The sequence below is a fragment of the Salinimicrobium gaetbulicola genome (genome assembly GCF_042676025.1).
Classification (GTDB): Bacteria; Bacteroidota; Bacteroidia; order Flavobacteriales; family Flavobacteriaceae; genus Salinimicrobium; species Salinimicrobium gaetbulicola.
Genome location: NZ_JBHTJP010000032.1, coordinates 409,249 through 423,815, shown reverse-complemented (window position 1 = coordinate 423,815; position 14,567 = coordinate 409,249). Strand labels below are relative to the sequence as shown.

General features: G+C 40.7%; 8 protein-coding genes. 7 read left to right on the top strand and 1 reads right to left on the bottom strand.

All coding sequences use genetic code 11. From position 1 onward, the window contains the following. Positions 1–12: 12 nt before the first annotated feature. On the bottom strand, positions 13–2,928 hold the full coding sequence (locus ACFQ1G_RS03350) for a SusC/RagA family TonB-linked outer membrane protein (RefSeq protein ID WP_380736857.1): 2,916 nt from the start codon (positions 2,926–2,928) through the stop codon (positions 13–15). A gap of 201 nt (positions 2,929–3,129) precedes the next feature. Between ACFQ1G_RS03350 and ACFQ1G_RS03345 the strand changes: the two genes are divergently transcribed. The 7 genes from ACFQ1G_RS03345 to ACFQ1G_RS03315 all read left to right on the top strand — a co-directional run bounded on the left by ACFQ1G_RS03345 (position 3,130) and on the right by ACFQ1G_RS03315 (position 14,547). Beyond that, a complete protein-coding gene (locus ACFQ1G_RS03345; RefSeq protein WP_380736856.1) occupies positions 3,130–4,176 on the top strand; it encodes a LacI family DNA-binding transcriptional regulator in 1,047 nt (348 codons plus the stop codon). Positions 4,177–4,279: 103 nt separating this feature from the next. Then, positions 4,280–5,797, top strand: a complete 1,518-nt coding sequence (locus ACFQ1G_RS03340; protein WP_380736855.1) for an MFS transporter — start codon at positions 4,280–4,282, stop codon at positions 5,795–5,797. After that, positions 5,790–6,449: a beta-phosphoglucomutase gene (gene pgmB, locus ACFQ1G_RS03335; RefSeq protein ID WP_380736854.1), complete on the top strand. Its 660-nt coding sequence runs from the start codon at positions 5,790–5,792 to the stop codon at positions 6,447–6,449. Before ACFQ1G_RS03340 ends, pgmB begins: the two co-directional genes overlap by 8 nt. A 5-nt stretch (positions 6,450–6,454) precedes the next feature. Then, positions 6,455–8,761, top strand: a complete 2,307-nt coding sequence (locus ACFQ1G_RS03330; RefSeq protein WP_380736853.1) for a glycoside hydrolase family 65 protein — start codon at positions 6,455–6,457, stop codon at positions 8,759–8,761. 53 nt (positions 8,762–8,814) lie between these two features. Beyond that, positions 8,815–10,680: a glycoside hydrolase family 13 protein gene (locus ACFQ1G_RS03325; protein WP_380736852.1), complete on the top strand. Its 1,866-nt coding sequence runs from the start codon at positions 8,815–8,817 to the stop codon at positions 10,678–10,680. Continuing rightward, positions 10,604–13,102: a glycoside hydrolase family 31 protein gene (locus tag ACFQ1G_RS03320; protein WP_380736851.1), complete on the top strand. Its 2,499-nt coding sequence runs from the start codon at positions 10,604–10,606 to the stop codon at positions 13,100–13,102. Before ACFQ1G_RS03325 ends, ACFQ1G_RS03320 begins: the two co-directional genes overlap by 77 nt. Before the next feature lie 11 nt (positions 13,103–13,113). Next, positions 13,114–14,547: an alpha-amylase family glycosyl hydrolase gene (locus ACFQ1G_RS03315; RefSeq protein ID WP_380736850.1), complete on the top strand. Its 1,434-nt coding sequence runs from the start codon at positions 13,114–13,116 to the stop codon at positions 14,545–14,547. Positions 14,548–14,567: the final 20 nt, after the last annotated feature.

Below are 14,567 nucleotides of genomic sequence, written 5' to 3'. Positions count from 1 at the left end.
TTCAATTTTTTTTTAAAAGTTAAGGTTTACACCTACAGCAAAAGATCTTGGTCTTGGGTAGAAGTTGTTATCAATACCACCATCGATTTCAGGGTCTAATCCGTCATAATCTGTAATAGTAGCTACATTTTGCGCTGAACCATAAATTCTTAAAGTAGATTCTCCAACAAATTCAGGTAAAGTGTACCCTAAAGTGATGTTGTCTAGTTTAAAGAATGAAGCCTCCTGGATGTAGTAGTCACTCTGAAGATTAGTTTCAGTGATCGCCTGGAATCGCGTATTGTAGTAATCTCTGTGAAGATTAGTTAGAATACTGTTTTCAGTTGCTCTAAGTTCGTACACTTTACTTGAAGCCATGTTATTGTAGGCATAGTTTCCAAAGTTGGCTCTGGTAACAATTGCAAGATCCCAGTTCTTATAATTCATGTTAGTGTTTAGACCCATGATAATATCAGCATAAGGATCTTTGTAAAGGTATCTGTCATCATCATTGATCTTATTATCACCGTTACGGTCTACATAAGCACCTTCAATTGGATTACCTGCTTCATTGTAAACCTGCTTGTAAACCCAGTAACTGAACGGAGAATATCCTTCTTTGTGTAACTGAATTTTGTTACCGGTACCTCCATTAATGTCTCCTACATCTACCTGGTCTGGAAGGTTAGTTATCTCATTGTCATTTACGGAAACGTTGTAGCCGATACTCCAATTAAAATCCTCTGTTTGAACAGGAACTACATTTAGTTCAAATTCGATACCTCTGTTTTCCATATCTCCAATGTTTTTATCAAGCCCATTAGAGAAGTTCGTGAACGGATCTATAGTAACAAAACTGATCAGGTCTTCGGTTTTCTTAAGGTACGCGTTAACAGATCCAGAGATACGGTTGTTCAGGAACCCGTAGTCTAAACCAATGTTAAAGGTTTTTCCAACTTCCCAACGAAGATCTTCATTGAATTCTTCCGGACGATATGTTGGATAATAAGAAGATCCAAATTGGTAAGTCGCATTAGATCGACTTCCGGTATAACTTTGAAGGAAATTATAGTCTCCTAATCCATTCACGTTTCCAATTTCACCATATCCCACTCTTAACTTCAACTGGTCGATCGTATTTGATCCAGAAAGGAAGTCTTCGTTGTGAATGCTCCAGGCTGCTGCAACAGAAGGGAAATAACCCCATCTGTCATCAGGATTCAGTTTTGACGAAGCATCGGCACGAAGCGTAGCGGTTAATAAGTATTTATCGGCGTGGTTGAAATTCACCCTTCCGAAGTAAGAAAGCAGTACGCTTCTCCATTTATCAATAAATTCAAAATCATTTCCATCTTCTCTCGCTTCACTATCAAAATTGTAGTTGTGGTTTTCGAATTTCTGATAAGAATAACCTGCAACTGCATTAATAGAACTTTCAGCGAAATCCTTTTCGTAAGTTAAGTAAGCATCGAATAACCTGTTTAAAGCAACATTACGGTAACGTGTGTTCGCTCCATTCCAATCAAGGTCTGAAGATGGCATTTCGATAGAAGTTCTTGTTCTTCCATGACTGTTTGTCTCATCATATCCTGCGTTTACTGTTGCAGTAAGTTCAGGAAGGAAAGGTAATTCATAGTCAACCTTAGCGTTACCTATGAAACGACGAACCTCTGAGTTATCATTTTTCAAATTGATCAATGCTACAGGGTTGGTAGGGGATAAGTTGTTTTTAACACCATCTGAATTCAACCAGGTAAAATAGCCTCCAAAAGGAGAATTTTCGTCATAGATAGATTGAGTAGGATCAAAATCAACTGAAGCCCCAATTGCATCTCTGTTGGCAAAGTTGTTTTCAGTATACATTCCTCTACCATTCAACTCTACCTGAAGCTGTCCGTCAAGGAAGCTAGGACGTAAATTAAGAGATCCGGTTGACCTTGTGAAGTTATCACCTTTTAAAATACCATCCTGGTCAGTATAACCAACCGACGCTCTTACCGGCATAAAGGCGCCGATATTACCGGTTGTACTAAAGTTATGTTCTACCCCAACAGCAGTCGTGTAGATCTCATCCTGCCAGTTTGTATTAGCTTCACCTAATCTCGCTTTAGCTGCATCACTTCCGATGGTATTGATAAGATCTCTGAATTGGTCTCCATCCATCATATCTACGAAATCTGTAGGCTCATAAACTGAAGTTGCTGTTGAATAGTTGAATTTAAAGTCAAGACCTTTACCTTTTTTGGTGGTGATCATAATTACACCGTTGGCTGCTCTTGAACCATAAATGGCAGTTGAAGAAGCATCTTTCAAAACAGTCATGCTCTCAATATCACTAGGATTAATGAAATCTAATGCATTTCTTGATCCGCCTACTGCATCATTGGCAAGAGGGATACCATCAACAACAATAAGAGGTGAGGAGTTAAGAGATAAGGAACCCTGACCTCTAATTATAATATTCTGTCCTTCACCAGGAGCTCCACCACCTGAGGTAACTTTCACACCTGCGATCTTACCGGTGATCAACTGACTGGCTGTGGCTACAGGTCCTTTATTAAAGTCCTCGGTAGAAATTTGGGAAACGGCACCGGTGGCATCCTTTTTACTAATGGTACCATAACCTACAACAACCACTTCGTCAAGAAGGGCAGCGTCAGTTGCCATACTTACATCAATCGTTGCCTGTCCGGCATATGGTATTTCCTGGCTGGCGAAACCTACATATGAATAGACCAATACGTCATCCATATTTACTCCGTTAAGAGTATATTCTCCATCAAAATTAGTGACGGTTCCGGTGGTGGTACCTTTAATGACCACGTTAGCCCCTGGTATAGGCATTCCGGTATCGCGCTCGGTAATAACTCCACTGAGCGTCGATTGTGCAAAAAAGCTCATTGGCATCATAAACAAGAGAAGCAATGTGCTTTTAATAAATGTTCTCATAAAATTGCATTATTAAGGGGGTTTTACAAATATTTTAACCTTATATTTTCACTCTCCGGGTTCGAAAGTAGACAAAATGTGTAGATGAAAAAGATGACAGTAGTCATATTGGCGTTGCGAAAACGTTTTCGTGTTGACAACTTTTTTTAAAATTGAATTAACAAATAATTACCATAATTTTGCATCCGTAAAAATTGCCCTATGAAACCCAAATTGACTTTAAAACAGATTGCCAGAGAGTTAGATGTGTCAGTGTCCACTGTGTCCAAAGCATTAAGGGATAGTGTAGAGATAAGTGAAGAGACCCGTGTTAAGATCAAGGCATTTGCGAAACTTTATAATTATAAGCCCAATAATATAGCCTTAAGCCTTAAAAATAGGAAGACCCGTACTATAGGTATTGTCCTTCCGGAAATTGTCCATGATTTCTTTGCGACTGTGATCGGCGGAATTGAGGAAGTTGCAAATAAACATGGGTATAACGTAATTATTTGTGTTTCCAATAACTCATTTGACAAGGAGGTCATGAACATGGAGATGCTTGCCAACGGTAGTACAGATGGCTTTATTCTATCGGTAGCCAAAGAAACTCAGCAAAAAGAAGACTATCATCATTTGACCGAAGTGATCAGTCAGGGGATGCCAATTGTATTATTTGATCGGGTCGTAGATCAAATAGTATGTGATAAGGTAATTATCGACGATACCGAAGGGGCTAAAAAAGCAGTTCAGCACTTATTGGATATAGGCTGTTCTAAAGTAGGTATTGTAACTACGGTAGATTATGTAAGTGTTGGTAAGTTAAGGACAGAAGGATACATTGAGGCACTTCGAGAAAATGGTATGGAGGTAAATAATGATCTTATCCTTAAAATAGAGGATATGGATCATAGTGATGAAGAGATCATGAACTTTATAAACACCACTGATCTGGATGGGGTTTTCGCGGTGAATGAACAATTTAGTACCAGCGCTATTAAAGCACTTTACAAAAAAGGTATTAAGGTTCCTGAGGATGTAAAAGTGGTTAGTTTCTCTGACGGAGAACTCTCCAGGCGATTTCTACCAAGCCTCACAACTATTAATCAGCATGGAACTGAAATAGGGGCTCGGGCTGCTGAGATGTTAATTGAAAGACTGGAGGATCAAAATTCAAATGGGAAAATGTTTAGGACAGAGATGATTAAGACCAGCCTCATAGAAAGAGAATCGACAAAATGCAAAAAAATAAGTTCAAGCTATATATAAATTTCTATATTTGCCCTTGAATTTTATCAAGACTTATATTTTCACTCTCCTTCATTAAGTTTTGATAAGTCTTACAGCTTATCGTAATCAAACTACTACGATAATGCAAAAACGTACATTAAGTTTTTGGGAAATCTGGAATATGAGTTTTGGATTTCTGGGAATACAATTTGGTTTTGCTCTGCAAAACGCCAATACCTCTCGAATTTTTGAAACCTTAGGAGCTGATGTTGATCAGATCCCGATTCTATGGATTGCCGCACCTGTAACAGGTCTGGTGGTTCAGCCTATAATTGGGTATTTTAGCGACCGTACCTGGACACGGCTAGGGAGACGACGACCGTACTTTCTGGCAGGCGCCATTCTTTCCTCCATTGCCTTATATATAATGCCGAACTCTCCTACCTTATGGATAGCCGCAGGGACCTTATGGCTAATGGATGCTTCCATAAATATTTCTATGGAACCATTCAGGGCTTTTGTGGGAGATAATTTACCCGAAAAACAAAGAACACTGGGCTTTTCTATGCAAAGTTTCTTTATTGGTACCGGGGCTGTTGTTGGGTCTTTACTGCCGTATGTTTTTTCAAACTGGATGGGAATCAGTAATACTGCTCCCGAAGGAGTTATACCAGATTCTGTGAAATGGTCCTTTTATGTAGGAGGAATCGTTTTCCTTTTAACCGTATTATGGACGGTTTTTAAATCGAAGGAATACACCCCTGAAGAGCTGGCTGAATTTGAAAGAAGAGATAAGCTTGCAGCTCAACCTGAAAAAGAAAAACCTGAAGATCGGACGAAAAATATTAAAAAACAGCTGTATTCCGGGATAGGGATGATGACAGTTGGTGCTTTGGTGACCTGGTACATTTTTGACCACCAACTTACCAAGGAACTGTATATCTTGTTTGTGGGACTTGTGGTTGTGGGTGTACTGTTCATTATGGCAGCAAATCTTCGGAAGAAGAATGTCAAGAATGCCTTTACGACCATAGTTACCGATATGTTGAATATGCCAGATACTATGAAGAAACTGGCCTGGGTTCAGTTCTTTTCATGGTTCGCATTGTTTTCAATGTGGATCTATACCACGGCAGCTGTAACAGGTCACGTCTTCGGGACAAGTGATACAACATCTGAACTATATAATGATGCAGCCGACTGGGTACCGGTGATGTTCACCGTTTACAACGGGGTAGCTGCCGCAGTCGCATTCTTGTTGCCTGTGATCGCACAGAAAACAAGTAACAGAGTAACACATTTACTGGCCCTTTGTTTTGGAGGAGTCGGTTTGATTTCCATTTATTTCATTACCACCAAAATGGGACTTCTACTTTCAATGGTAGGAGTAGGTATCGCATGGGCGAGTATACTTTCGTTGCCGTATGCCATGCTATCAGGTTCCCTGCCTTCGGCAAAAATGGGATATTATATGGGAGTTTTCAATTTCTTTATCGTGATCCCACAGATCGTCGCTGCGACAATTCTTGGATTTCTGGTAAAAGAATTTTTATGGAATGACCCTGTCTACGCACTTATTGTCGGAGGATTTTCTATGATCCTTTCGGGAGTGTTGACATTAAGGGTAAAATCAACTAAAAGAGTGACTATTGATGAGTGATTATAGAGGAATTATTTTTGACCTGGATGGAGTAATTGTAGATACGGCCAAATTTCATTTTTTGGCCTGGAGAAAACTGGCGAATGACCTGGGTTTTGACATTAGTCTTGATCAGAATGAGCAATTAAAAGGAGTAAGTCGTGTCCATTCTCTGGAGCAGATCTTACAATGGGGTGGAAAAACTGTTTCTGAAGCAGATTTTGAACGTCTCATGGTTTCCAAAAATGAGGATTACCTGGCAAGGATATCTCATATGTCTGAAGATGACTTGCTGCCGGGAGTGAAAGAGGTGCTGGATTTTTTAACCGAAAATGATATTCCATTTTCCCTGGGATCTGCCAGTAAAAATGCACGACCAATTTTAAAAAGCCTGAAGATCTATGACCGGTTTACGGCTATTGTTGACGGAAATGATGTTCAAAAAGCAAAACCCGATCCTGAAGTATTTCTTATTGCTTCAGAAAAGCTTCAAATGAAACCTTCAGACTGTATCGTTTTTGAAGATTCTGTCGCGGGTGTACAGGCTGCTAAAAGGGCAAATATGATAAGTATTGGAATAGGGGAAGAAGAAGTGCTGGGTGAAGCCGATCATATTTTTCCGGATTTCACACAGATACAAATAGAGTTTATTAAAAAAATTGTTACCAAATAAAGAAAATGAATCAGGATTATATAAAACCAGACAACTGGTCAATCCTTGAAGAAGGATTTGATGTAGACAGAGTAGAATCGTCTGAAAGTCTTTTCAGCCTCGGAAACGGAGCGATGGGACAACGGGCGAATTTTGAAGAACAGTATTCAGGTTCCACATTTCAGGGAAGCTATATTGCCGGTGTTTACTACCCAGATAAAACTAAAGTGGGTTGGTGGAAGAACGGGTATCCCGAATATTTCGCCAAAGTATTGAATGCGCCAAACTGGATTGGGATCAATGTCCTTATCAACGGCGAAGCTTTAGATCTTTATAAATGCAAGGAAGTTAGAGATTTCCGCAGGGAATTGAATATGAAGGAAGGTTGGTATGACCGTAGTTTTACTGCAGTAATGCCAAATGACCTCGAGGTTTCTGTAAAGGTGACCAGGTTTCTCTCTATCGAACGAAATGAACTTGGAGCCATTAATTATGACGTGCAGGTATTGAATGCCGATGCCACGGTTGTTTTTGAACCTTATATTGACAGCGGGATCACTAATGAGGATGCCAACTGGGAAGAGAAGTTCTGGGAGGTTCAAGAGGTGAAGACCGATGAACATAAAGCTTTCATTACCTCAAAGACCCTGAAAACAGAATTTTTCGCGACCGTATTCATGCAATCGCAAATGTTTAAGGATGGAAAGGTGGAAGAAATAGAACCTTCCGAGGTGATCTTTGATGAAAAGATCTCATTCAGATATACCACCGAAGCCAAAAAAGGAGAAACGGTGAGTCTTCAAAAGTTTGCCGGTTATGTGACCGACATGAACCATAATCGGGAAGACCTTATTTTTGCAGCAAAGAATGTGCTTGACAAGGCTGTGGCAGCAGGATATGAAACTATCCTTCAGGAGCAAAAAGCTGCCTGGGCAGGAATCTGGGAAATGGCAGATATTAGCATCCAGGGAGACGTAAAAGCTCAGCAGGGGATCAGGTTCAATATCTTTCAGCTTAACCAGACCTACCTTGGTGAAGATGCACGACTGAATATTGGCCCTAAAGGATTTACCGGTGAAAAATACGGGGGAAGCACTTATTGGGATACTGAAGCTTATTGTATCCCATTTTACATGGCTACAAAAGACCAACATGTGGCCCGTAACCTTTTGACCTATCGCTACAATCAGCTTGATAAGGCCATTGAAAATGCCAAAAAATTAGGATTCACCAATGGTGCCGCGCTTTACCCAATGGTTACCATGAACGGGGAGGAGAGTCACAACGAGTGGGAGATCACTTTTGAGGAGATCCACAGAAATGGTGCTATGGTAGTGGCTATTAAAAGATATGTGGATTATACTGGAGACTTCAGTTATATACCTGAAAAAGGTCTTGAAGTGATGATCGCTATTGCACGCTTCTGGCACCAGAGAGCTAACTACAGCAACCAGAAAAATAAGTATGTGATCCTGGGAGTGACCGGGCCTAACGAATATGAGAACAACGTTAACAACAACTGGTACACTAATTATATTGCAAAATGGTGTATAGATTATTGCTTGGAGTCGATTGCCAGAGTGAAAGAGCAATACGCTATAGATCATGACAGGGTAATGTCTGCAACTTCACTTTCTTCGGAAGAAATGGCGGCCTGGAAAGAGGTGGCAGATAAAATGTATTTCCCGTACTCTGAAGAATACCAGGTTTACTTACAGCAGGATAACTTCCTTGATAAGGAGATCATTCCGGTGTCTGATTTAAGTAAAACTCAGCGTCCTATCAACCAGAAATGGAGCTGGGACCGAATTTTAAGAAGTTGTTACATAAAGCAGGCAGATGTGTTACAGGGATTCTATTTCTTTGAGGATGATTTCTCCAAAGAAGAGTTGGAAAAACATTTTGACTTCTATGAGCCCTTGACCGTACATGAGTCTTCTTTGTCTCCTTGTGTTCACAGTATCCAGGCAGCTGCTTTGGACCGCATGGACCAGGCATACCAGTTCTATTTAAGAACTTCTCGTTTGGACCTTGACGATTACAATAACGAGGTAAAAGAAGGTTGTCATATCACCAGTATGGCGGGTACCTGGATGAGTATCGTTGAAGGTTTCGGGGGAATGCGTATCAAGGAGGGGAAATTGTTCTTTGCGCCAAAGATCCCGAATGGATGGGAAAGTTTCTCTTTTAAAGTGAACTTCAGAAACCAGATCTTAAAGGTAAATGTGGCTCCGGGTAAAACAAGCTTTGCTTTAGAGGGCACTGATAGCCTTGAAATTATGGTCAACGGCAAACCTTTGAAAGTTGAGCCAAACAATTTAGTGAGTATTTAATAACAAAAAGCTTCCTGTTCATTTCAGGAAGCTTTTTTATTTAAAATAATAAGATGAAACAGGTCACAATTTGTCTATTCTTGATAGTAAGTTTCATTTCTTCGGCGCAGATAGACCGCGTCGAACCACCTAACTGGTGGATTGGTTTCCACGAGCAGGAACTTCAGCTTCTTGTTTATGGAGAAAATATTGGAAAGACAACTCCTTCCATATCTTATGACGGAGTGAGTCTTAAAAAAGTTCACAAAACTGAAAGTCCTAATTATTTGTTTCTGGACTTATTAATTTCTAAAAATGCCAAACCTGGAACTTTTAAGATTGCTTTCAAACCCCTAAAGGGGAAAGTCGTTACCTATAAATATGAATTAAGGCAGCGTCAAAAACCTGCTGAGGACTATGTTGGTTTTGATAGTTCAGACGCTATCTATCTAATCACTCCAGATAGATTCGCTAACGGTGATGTCTCAAATGACATAAATAAATCCCTTCTCGAGAAAAAGATAGATCGCAAAGATGATTATGCCCGTCACGGTGGGGATATCCGCGGAATTATCGATCACCTTAATTATATCGATGAAATGGGTTTCACCGCATTATGGTCGTCTCCTTTGCTTATAAATGACATGAATTCAGGTTCGTATCATGGTTATGCCATGACCGATTTTTATAAGGTAGACCCACGCTTCGGAAGTTTGGAAGAATACAAAGAACTGGCCGAGAAGTCCCGTGAAAAGGGGATCAAACTTATCATGGATATGGTGGCGAACCATGTGGGAGTGGAACACTGGTGGATGAAGGACCTGCCATTTTCAGACTGGATCAATTTTCAGGAGCGTTTTGAAAACAAAGAATCTTTGGTGTATTCAAACCACCAAAGAACATCCAACCAGGACAGATATGCTTCTGAAGTCGACAAAAAAGGCATGACAGATGGCTGGTTCGTGGAAACTATGCCAGATCTTAATCAACGTAACCCTTTCATGGCGAAATACCTTATTCAGAATAACATCTGGTGGATAGAAACACTGGGATTAGGCGGCATACGGCAGGATACTTATCCTTATCCAGATAAGGAGTTCATGAGTGAATGGGCAGGAGCCATCATGAAAGAATACCCGAATTTCAGCATTGTAGGTGAGGAGTGGAGCTACAATCCACTATTGATAGGATACTGGCAGGAAGGCGCTAATAACCGCGACGGCTATGACTCCAATCTTACTTCTACCATGGATTTTGCCATGCAGGCCAACATTGTCAGCGCTTTGAAGGAAGAAGAACAATGGGCTACCGGTTTGGTGAAAATATATAAAGGGCTGGCAAATGATTTCATATATGCGTGTCCGGAAGATATTATGATCTTTCCTGATAATCACGATATGAGCCGGATTTTTACCCAGTTGAATGAAAATGTAGTTCATACAAAAATGGCAGTCGCATATTTACTGATGCTCCCAAGGACCCCACAACTTTACTACGGAACCGAGATCCTCATGGATGATACCGCTAAACCAGGTGATCACGGGTTGATCAGAACCGATTTTCCTGGAGGCTGGAAAAACGATCCTGTGAGCGCTTTTACAGGAGAAGGTCTTTCAAAAGAGCAAAAGGAAATGCAGCAATTCGTTAAGATCATCTTGAATTACAGGAAAGACAGTAAGGCGATCCATACTGGGAAGACCATTCATTTTGCTCCGGAAAATGGCATCTATCTGTTAGCTCGAGAACTGGATAACGAAAAGGTGGTTATAATATTAAATAAGAATGCTGAACCTGTTCAACTAGATCTGGAAAGATTTGCAGAGCTGGGACTGGAAGGATCGACCTTGAAAAATATCATTTCTAATGAGGAAGTTAACTGGGAAGATTCACTGGAACTTAGCGGGGAAGGAGCCTTTATTTATACTACCAAACTCAATTAAATTCAGAGAAGTGAGAATATATACCCTTCAAAAATGCCGTTTGAAAATAGCATTTTTAAGTAGCCTGTTTTTTATTTCGATTGCTGTTTTTGGACAGAATCCAGACCGGAATTTTTTGAGTGCAGAACAACTTGGAAACTCAGTTGTGGTAAAAACTCAGGATGGGAACTACATTTTCAGGCCTTATACGCCGGAAATCATGGAGACTTCCTTTATTCCGGAAGGAGAAGATTTTTCTGATGAATCTCATGCCGTAGTCCTTGAGCCCTTGAACGTACGATTTGATGTGGAGGAGACTTCAGAAAACATCATTATCGACACTGATGGTGTGGATGTTGTGATCTCCAAAATGCCTTTTCAGGTAACTTATTTTTTCAATGACGAAAAACTGATTTCAGAAAAGATGGGTTACTCAAAAGGAGAAACCCATGAGAAAATAGATTTCAACCTCACCGAATATGAAGTGCTAATGGGTGGAGGCGCCCGGGCCCTGGGTATGGACCGTCGGGGAAACAGGCTTGAGTTGTACAACCGCGCCCACTATGGCTATGGGACCAAAAGTGAGCTTTTGAATTACACTTTGCCGGTGGTGATGTCTTCTGAAAAATATGCGATCCATTTTGATAATGCTCCCATCGGATTCCTGGATCTTGACAGTCAGCATAACAATACTCTTACTTATGAGACCATCAGCGGTCGAAAGACTTATCAGGTTATCGCAGGCAATTCCTGGGAAGATTTGGTTTCAAATTATACACTTTTGACAGGCAGGCAGCCAATGCCGCCACGTTGGGCCCTGGGAAATTTTTCAAGCAGGTTCGGATACCATTCTCAAAAAGAGGTTTTGGAGACTATTCAAAAGTTCAAAAATGAGGAAATTCCTGTTGATGCGGTTATCCTGGATCTTTATTGGTTTGGACATGAAATGCTGGGAACCATGGGGAATCTTGCTTTTGTGAAGGATTCCTTTCCTCAACCTGAAAAAATGATCAATGAGCTATCTGAAAAAGGAGTGAAAACTATTTTGGTGACCGAGCCATTCATTTTGACAACGTCAAACCGATGGGAAGAAGCGGTAGCTAATAATGTGTTGGCAAAAGATACCTTGGGTAAACCTTATACATTTGATTTTTACTTCGGAAATACCGGATTAATTGACATTTTTGAGCCTAACGCAAAAGACTGGTTCTGGAATATTTATAAGACCCTGGCCGCTAAAGGTGTAGCAGGATGGTGGGGCGATCTTGGAGAGCCTGAAGTTCACCCTGAAGCTTTACAGCATGTCACGGGATCTGCGAATGAAATGCATAATATTTACGGACACTATTGGGCGAAAATGATACGAGATGGCTATAAAAAGGACTTTCCTGAGATCCGCCCGTTCATTCTTATGCGGGCCGGGGCAGCCGGTTCTCAACGTTTCGGGCTCATTCCGTGGTCTGGTGACGTAAGCCGGGGTTGGGAAGGTTTAAAACCGCAACCTGAAATTTCCCTGCAAATGGGTCTTCAGGGACTCGCATATATGCATTCAGACCTGGGAGGATTCGCAGGAGCGAACCTGGATGATGAATTGTATGCACGCTGGTTACAATATGGCGTTTTCCAACCTGTTTACAGGCCTCATGCCCATGAAGATGTTGCTTCAGAGCCGGTATTCAGAGCAGAAAAACCAAAGCAGCTGGCCAAGAAAGCTATTGAATTACGATACCGTCTTTTGCCCTATAATTACACGCTGTCCTTTAGAAATTCGGTTGAAGGGACTCCCTTGATGCGACCTTTGTTTTTTGAAGAACCCGATAATTTCAGACTTTATTCGGTGGCCAATGAATATTTGTGGGGGAATGACTTTTTAATTTCTCCGGTGGTAAGACCTGGAATTTCTGAAAAGGACATTTACTTTCCGAATACTTCAAATTGGTTCGACTTTTATACCGGAAAAAAATATTCAGGCGGCACTACGAAAACAATTCAGTTAAAGGAAGAATATATCCCGACTTTCGTACGGGGAGGAGCATTCATTCCAATGAGTTCACCAATTCAAGATACCGAAGAATTTTCCGCGAAAAAAGTAGAGATCCATTATTTCTTCGATTCTGAAATTACTTCAGCTGAAGGAACCCTTTACCATGATGACGGAAAAACAAAGGATTCTTATAAAAATGGGGATTTTGAGCTGTTAAACTTCAGAAGTAAAATAGAGGGCAAAAAGCAGATTTTCGAGATTCAAAAAAGACCTGGTTCTGCCAGAGAGACCTCAGAGTTTAAAAGAACAAAATTCGTGATCCATAATTTAATTTCGGTGCCAAATAAAGTCGAAGTGAACGGCAAGCCAGAGGCAGTAAATTATGATGGATCTACTGGGGAACTGGTATTTCCAGTATACCTTGAAAAAGAGAAAACAACAATAATTATCAATTTATAACTATACATTTTATGAAAAAAATAGCAGTTTTTTTATTGGGGGTAATGACCCTCGCTTCCTGTAAAAACGAAGAAAAAAAGTTTCAGAAGGAAACGGTAGCTGAAAGCATTGTACCCGTCTCAAATGAAGCTATGGAATCGGCAGTGATTTATGAAGCCAACATTAGACAGTATTCACCAGAAGGTACTTTTGATGCTTTCACCAAAGATATTCCGCAGTTGAAGGAATTGGGGGTGAAAGTGATCTGGTTAATGCCTATTTATCCTATTTCTGAAAAGAACCGTAAAGCAACGGGAGATCTAAGTGTGGAGGATATTGAAGATCCGGCAGAGCGTGAGAAGTATCTTGGAAGCTATTACGCGATCTCTGATTATACTGATGTGAACCCTAACTTCGGAACAAAAGAGGATCTTGACGAGCTAGTTGCGACTGCACATGAGAATGGTATGTATGTGATTCTGGACTGGGTTGCTAACCACACCGGATGGGACCACCCATGGTTAGAAGAGCATCCTGAATTCTATACTCAGAATGCAGAAGGAGAGCCGGTTGATCCTCTAAATCCTGAAACCGGAGAGTCGTGGGGATGGACAGATGTAGCCGACCTTAACTATGACAATAAAGAACTTTGGGCAGCAATGACCGAAGATATGGAGTACTGGATCGTAGAGCATGATATTGACGGTTTCCGTTCTGATGTTGCCGGGGAAGTTCCTACAGAATTCTGGGTTCAGGCGGTAGATAAGATCAAGGAGACAAAGCCTGTTTTCATGCTGGCAGAATCTGAGAAAAAAGATCTTTTTCATGAGGCTTTTGACATGGGATATAACTGGGAAGGTCATCATATAATGAACGAAATGGCTCAAGGTAAAGCTACGGTTGAGGCCTGGGATGAGTACATGCAAAAGATCGATACCACTTATCAAAAAGATGATTACCTAATGAACTTCGTGACCAACCATGATGAGAATTCATGGAACGGGACAGTGAAGGAAAGAATGGGAGATGCTTCAGAAGCAATGGTGGCATTTTCTTATACCATTCCCGGAATGCCATTGATCTACAGTGGTCAGGAATACGATATGGATAAGAGGTTATTGTTCTTTGAAAAAGATACCATTCCGCGTACTAAAGGAAAAATGTGGCCTATACTTGCCAAACTGGGTGAGCTTAAGAATGAAAGTGTTGCCCTGCATGGCGGGAAAGAAGCTGCAGAATATATCAGATTAACTACATCTGAAGATGAAAAAGTGCTTGCTTTTGAGCGTTCCAAAAATGATGAAAAGGTGATCTATTTGGCAAACTTTAGCAAGGAGCCGGTTGAGTTCAATTTAGAGCTGCAAAAAGAGCTTTCTGTTTACCTGGGGAAAACCGACTTTAAAGTACAGGAAAACAACACTTATAATTTTGGACCATGGGAGTACGTGGTTTTGAGGAATAAGTAAATTTTATTGAAAATATTCAC

Coding starts and splice junctions, on each gene's coding strand:
- ACFQ1G_RS03350 (WP_380736857.1), bottom strand. CDS start 2,928: ATGAGAACATTTATTAAAAGCACATTGCTTCTCTTGTTTATGATGCCA.
- ACFQ1G_RS03345 (WP_380736856.1), top strand. CDS start 3,130: ATGAAACCCAAATTGACTTTAAAACAGATTGCCAGAGAGTTAGATGTG.
- ACFQ1G_RS03330 (WP_380736853.1), top strand. CDS start 6,455: ATGAATCAGGATTATATAAAACCAGACAACTGGTCAATCCTTGAAGAA.
- ACFQ1G_RS03340 (WP_380736855.1), top strand. CDS start 4,280: ATGCAAAAACGTACATTAAGTTTTTGGGAAATCTGGAATATGAGTTTT.
- ACFQ1G_RS03315 (WP_380736850.1), top strand. CDS start 13,114: ATGAAAAAAATAGCAGTTTTTTTATTGGGGGTAATGACCCTCGCTTCC.
- ACFQ1G_RS03325 (WP_380736852.1), top strand. CDS start 8,815: ATGAAACAGGTCACAATTTGTCTATTCTTGATAGTAAGTTTCATTTCT.
- ACFQ1G_RS03320 (WP_380736851.1), top strand. CDS start 10,604: ATGAGGAAGTTAACTGGGAAGATTCACTGGAACTTAGCGGGGAAGGAG.
- pgmB (WP_380736854.1), top strand. CDS start 5,790: ATGAGTGATTATAGAGGAATTATTTTTGACCTGGATGGAGTAATTGTA.